At 65.4% G+C, this 5,270-nt stretch carries 6 protein-coding genes; all 6 read right to left on the bottom strand.

The window, feature by feature from the left end; genetic code table 11:
- A partial coding sequence (pheT, locus tag A3E77_RS10880; protein ID WP_293645777.1) for a phenylalanine--tRNA ligase subunit beta occupies positions 1 to 1,644 on the bottom strand: 1,644 nt, incomplete at its 3' end.
- Complete coding sequence (pheS, locus tag A3E77_RS10885; protein WP_293645779.1) at positions 1,641 to 2,738, bottom strand: phenylalanine--tRNA ligase subunit alpha; 1,098 nt, start codon at positions 2,736 to 2,738, stop codon at positions 1,641 to 1,643. The genes pheT and pheS, both read right to left, overlap by 4 nt.
- 144 nt (positions 2,739 to 2,882) lie before the next feature.
- Entirely contained in the window at positions 2,883 to 3,737 is an 855-nt protein-coding gene (locus tag A3E77_RS10890; RefSeq protein WP_293645781.1) for a helix-turn-helix domain-containing protein, read from the bottom strand.
- 482 nt (positions 3,738 to 4,219) lie between these two features.
- A complete protein-coding gene (gene rplT, locus A3E77_RS10895; RefSeq protein WP_293645783.1) occupies positions 4,220 to 4,585 on the bottom strand; it encodes a 50S ribosomal protein L20 in 366 nt (121 codons plus the stop codon).
- Between the two features lie 13 nt (positions 4,586 to 4,598).
- The gene (gene rpmI / locus A3E77_RS10900; RefSeq protein WP_106000796.1) at positions 4,599 to 4,802 is read right to left on the bottom strand and encodes a 50S ribosomal protein L35; all 204 of its coding nucleotides are present in this window, start codon (positions 4,800 to 4,802) and stop codon (positions 4,599 to 4,601) included.
- A gap of 138 nt (positions 4,803 to 4,940) precedes the next feature.
- Positions 4,941 to 5,270, bottom strand: a 330-nt coding sequence (locus A3E77_RS10905) for an inositol monophosphatase family protein (RefSeq protein ID WP_293645785.1), incomplete at its 5' end; no start/stop codon positions are given.

Genomic DNA, 5,270 nt, shown 5'->3' on the forward strand with positions numbered 1-5,270 from the left:
GAGCAGCGACGGGCGCATCACCTTCAGCTCTTCGCTGATCGGGTTGGCGAGCGACCAGGTGCCGCCGCCGAACGGCGCGGCGTCGCTGTCGCTGATGAACGACCAGGTCACCGCTTCGTCGAAACCGGCGGCCGCCGCGGCGCGGCGCAGGCGGCGTTCGATCAATTGTTCGGCGGTCGCGGTCGGCTTGGCAACGCCATCGGAGCGCGGCAGCGGCACCGACGCGATTGCGTCGAATCCGGTGATACGCGTGACTTCCTCGACCAGATCGGGGGCGCCGTCGATGTCGCGGCGCCAACTCGGCACCGCGACCTGCCAGCGGCCGCCCTGTTCGATGATGGTAAAGCCCAGCGCGGTCAGGATCTCCTGCTGCCGTTCGGGCGCAATCGCGATACCGCCCAGCGTCGCCGACAGCATGGGGTCATAATCGACCGTCTTCACCTCGGCGGGCGGCGTTCCCGCGCGGGTGACCGCCGACGGCGTGCCGCCGCAGATCGCGAGCACATGGCCCGTGACGATCGCGGTCGCATCGTCGAGGAAGGCGGGATCGACCCCGCGCTCGAACCGGCTGCGCGCGTCGCTGGTCAGGCCCAGCGCCTGTCCGGTCAGCGCGATGCGTTCGGGGGTGAAATAGGCGATTTCAATAAGGACATCGGTCGTCGTCTCGCTGCACCCGCTATGCTCGCCGCCCATGATGCCCGCGATATCGTGGACGCCGCTGTCGTCGGCGATCACCGTCATCGTGTCGGTGAGCGTGTAATCCTTGCCGTTGAGCGCGGTGACCGTCTCGCCCTGCTTCGCACGGCGCGCGACGAGCGCGCCGGTCAGCTTGGCGCGGTCATAGATGTGGCTCGGGCGGCCGAGGTCGAACATCACATAATTGCTGATGTCAACGAGCGCCGAGATCGACCGCTGGCCGACGGCTTCCAACCGGCGGCGCATCCATTCGGGCGCGGTGCCGTTGGTGACGCCGCTGATCGTGCGACCATAGAAAGCGGGGCAGCCTTCGGGGTCGAGGGTCGCGATTTCGGTCGCGGGCGGACCTTCGCCGGCGATCGTCGGGACGTCGAGCGGTTTCAGCGTGCCGAGCCCGGCGGCGGCGAGGTCGCGCGCGATCCCACGCACCCCCATGCAATCCTGCCGGTTCGGGGTGATCGAAATGTCGATCACCGGATCGCCCGCGCCGCTATAATCGGCAAAGCTGGCGCCGATCGGGGCATCGGCAGGAAGCTCGATGATCCCGTCATGGTCGTCGCCCAGCTCCAGCTCGCGCGTCGAGCACATCATGCCGTTCGATTCGACCCCGCGCACCGCCGCGACCTTCAACTCCATGCCGTTCGCGGGCACCACCGCGCCGGGCAGGCCGAGCACGCCGACCAGCCCCGCGCGCGCATTGGGGGCGCCGCATACCACCGTCAGCGGCGCGTTGCCGTCACCCGTGTCGACGGTCAGAATTTGCAACTTGTCGGCCTGCGGATGTTTCTCGGCGGTCAGCACTTTCGCGACGCGGAAACCGGCCAGCTTTTCGGCCGGATTCTCGACGCCTTCGACCTCATGGCCGATGCGGTTGAGGGTGGCGACAACATCGGCGACGGAGAATTCGCCGTCCAGATGGTCGCGGAGCCAGTCGAGGGTCAGTTTCATGCCGAAATCCCTCCGCTCAACGTGGGGACACTCAGCGCGCCGAACCCGTAATGTGCCAGCCAGCGCAGATCGCCGTCGAAAAAGGCGCGGAGGTCATCCATGCCATATTTGAGCATCGCGAGCCGGTCGACCCCGACCCCGAAGGCAAAGCCCTGCCATTCGTCGGGATCCAGCCCGCAATTGGCGATGACGCGGCGATTGACCATGCCGCTGCCGAGCAGTTCCATCCACGCATGGCCTTCGTCGTCGCCGTTGCCGCCGACGATGCGGCGGCCCTTTTCCTGTTTATAACCGACATCGACCTCGGCCGACGGTTCGGTGAAGGGGAAATAGGACGGGCGCAGGCGCAGCACGATATCGTCGCGCTCGAAATAGGCCTTCAGGAAGGTCTCAAGCGTCCATTTGAGGTGCCCCATATGGATGCCGCGGTCGATGACGAGACCTTCGACCTGGTGAAACATCGGCGTATGCGTCGCGTCGCTATCGCTGCGATAGACGCGACCGGGCGCTATGATCCTGATCGGAGGCGCTTTTTCCATCATCGTGCGAATCTGCACCGGCGAAGTGTGCGTCCGCAGCAACATCCGCTGCGCGGCACCTTCGGAACTTTCCGGAAAATAAAAAGTATCATGCATCGCCCGCGCCGGATGCGTCTCCGGAATGTTGAGCGCGGTGAAATTGTGCCAATCATCCTCGATCTCGGGACCCGTCGCGACGGCAAAGCCCATGTCGGCAAAGATTTCGGCGAGTTCGTCCATCACCTGGCTGACCGGGTGGACGCTGCCGCGCGGGGCGGCGGCGGCGGGCAGCGACATGTCGATCGCCTCCGCCGCGAGTTTGACGTCGAGTTCGGCGGCCTCCAGCGCGGCCTTGCGCGCGGCAAGCGCGGCGGTAACCGTTTCGCGCAAGGCGTGGATCATCGGCCCCTGTGCTTGCCGTTCCTCGGGGGTCATGCCGCCCAGCGTCTTGAGCAGCGCGGTGATGCTGCCCGCCTTGCCGAGCGCGGCGACGCGCAGCGCCTCGACCGCGCCCGCGTCGGCCGCCGCCTCTATCTCGCTCACCAGCTTGGCCTGGATCGCCTGGATATCGCTCATCGTCGTTCGTCCTGTTCCGGCGGCGCTGCCGCTGCCGGCCTGATGTTTCGTGCGTCTTTGGGTGCTGCGGCTGCCCGCGCGTCCGTTGCCAGCCGCTTGCACCGAACGCGCCGCGGCGGTCAAGTCTTGCGGTGCGCCGGACGCCTATCCGCCGGGCTGGTGCAGGCCTTGCACCGCGGCCCCCGCCGCGGCCGCGCGGGCCAGCGCGGCGGCGCCCAATATCGGCTTGGGACGCGCCGCATAGTCGCGCGGGCCCATCCCCATGAACCGCTGAAAGTCGCGGGTGAACTGCGCCTGGTCATAATAATGATGGTCCATCGTATCGATCCACGCCATCGACGGATCGAGCATGAACCGGCCGAGCGAACGCAGGAAGCGCTGGCGGCGCAGCAGCAGCTTGGGCGAAAAGCCGAAGGCGCGGTGGCTCAACCGCTCGATCGATCGTTCGGAAAGCGACAGTTTGGTTGTCAGGTCGGCGACCGTCGATACCTCATCGTCGACCAGCGCCCGGTGGGCTGCCAGAATCCCTGGGTCGTCGGGCGGTGCATCGTTGAGGAGCGCGCAGAAACGGGCGTCGATCAGGGCCGCCGCGGCGTCCACGTCGTTCACCTGCCGCAGCGCCGCGGCGAGCGGCGTGAAAGACGCGAAGGCCGGATGGGTGTTGCCGTCGCACGACTGGTCGGCCAGCGCGTCGGCGGGCAGCGAAAGGAATTTGGCCCAGCCGGCCGGGAGGATGCCGATGCCCCAGACGCGCATGTTGCGCGCCGCGAAATAGCTCGCCCGACTGGTCGGGCCGGTGACGACAAAGTGCGGCACGGGTGTCGCCGGGCCGCCGCCGATCGATGCGAGCGGCGCTTCGCCTTCGATAAAGCGCATATTCCCCCATTCGGGGTGCAGATAATCCTCGACCCGCCCGCCGTCAGGAACAGCGATCTCGGTCAGGTAGATGGTGCTGAGATAGGGGCGGAGAGACGGCGACAGCGAGAAAAAGCGCGTCACGACCCGCGCGTCTGCCGGAACAGGATTTGGGTCGCTGGGGGCCATACTGTCCCAATTTAGTCGCGGAAGGGCATGAAAAACAATGGCGGGGCGCCACCACCTGTCGGTTTCTTACAATTTTATCCGCCCTTCCTGCGTCATAATTGCGTCGTCCGCTCCAAACCGGGCGTGCGAGGGGAATCACGGCGTTACGCCAGAAGGATGAGGCTTGGCGGGGACCTGAAATAGACGACTGATTTTCTGAGCTTCGTTCCGGCCGTCAGCTTTCTGCGACCCACGGCTATTCGGATCGGGCGGGGGGGCGATGGTTTTCACTGGAACCATTGTCGGGGCGGTGCGGAGCGAGCGCTCGGCGCCGCCTCTTCCTTTGGAGGTGACGAGAACGGGAGGCGGCTTCCGGTCGGTGGCGTCGTTGCAAATCCAAAGAAAAAGGGCGGCCCCGCCGGGACCGCCCTTGTTTCGTTCCGCTTGGCTGAAAAAGGTCAGGCTGCCTTGGGCAGCGCCGCTTTCGCCTGGGCGATGATCGCACCGAAGACATTGCCTTCGTTCATCGCGAGGTCGGCCATGACCTTGCGGTCGAGCTCGATCCCCGCCAGCTTCACGCCGTGCATGAACTGCGAATAGGTCAGGCCTTCGGCGCGGACCGCGGCGTTGATGCGCTGGATCCACAGACCGCGGAAATTCCGCTTCTTAACCTTACGGTCGCGATAGGCATATTGGCCGGCCTTTTCGACCGCCTGCTTGGCGATACGAATGGTGTTCTTGCGACGGCCATAATAGCCCTTCGCCTGCTCCAATACGCGTTTGTGCTTGGCGCGCGTGGTGACGCCGCGTTTGATGCGTGACATGCCTTAGCGCTCCTTACTTCAGGCCGTAGGGCGCCCAGAGGCGCACATGGGCCACATCCGAATCGCTCAGCACGCTAGTGCCGCGGTTGGTGCGGATATATTTGGAATTGTGGCTGATCAGGCGGTGGCGCTTGCCGGCGACGCCGTGCTTTACCTTGCCCGAGGCGGTGAATTTGAAGCGTTTCTTCACACCGCTCTTGGTCTTCAACTTGGGCATTTTGGTCTCCTTTGGAAGTCCGTTTGCGTATCGACCTGGCAGCCCTTGTCGCCAGCCGACACAATCGGAAGCGGGGCGCTTAGGGGGATTCGCGCCGAAATGCAAGCGCGGGGGCCGTTTTCATCCCGGCGCCTTCGCTCAGTGGTGGCAGGCGAGCCCTTCGATCACATCCTCGAGCCGCGCCGGATCGCCGAGTGCGATGACATGCCCCGAGCTGTCGGCGCTGAGCGGATCGCCGTTCCAGTCACACATCGTCCCGCCTGCACCCTCGACGATCGGCGCGAGCGCGGCAAAATCGTGCAGCTTCAATCCCGCCTCGACCACCAGGTCGATATGGCCGCTGGCGAGCAGGCCGTAATTATAGCAGTCGCCACCAAAGACCATCCGCTTGTGTGACGTTTTTGCGGCGAGCGCCATGAAATGCTCGCCATCATGGTCGCTGAAATATTGCGGCCCGGTCGTCGCGAG

Origin of the sequence: Sphingopyxis sp. RIFCSPHIGHO2_12_FULL_65_19 (genome assembly GCF_001830555.1) — a bacterium.
Taxonomy (GTDB): Bacteria; Pseudomonadota; Alphaproteobacteria; order Sphingomonadales; family Sphingomonadaceae; genus Sphingopyxis.

Bases quoted from the DNA above. Each gene is read 5' to 3' on its own strand.
- pheS (WP_293645779.1), bottom strand. From the start codon at position 2,738: ATGAGCGATATCCAGGCGATCCAGGCCAAGCTGGTGAGCGAGATAGAG.
- rplT (WP_293645783.1), bottom strand. From the start codon at position 4,585: ATGTCACGCATCAAACGCGGCGTCACCACGCGCGCCAAGCACAAACGC.
- rpmI (WP_106000796.1), bottom strand. From the start codon at position 4,802: ATGCCCAAGTTGAAGACCAAGAGCGGTGTGAAGAAACGCTTCAAATTC.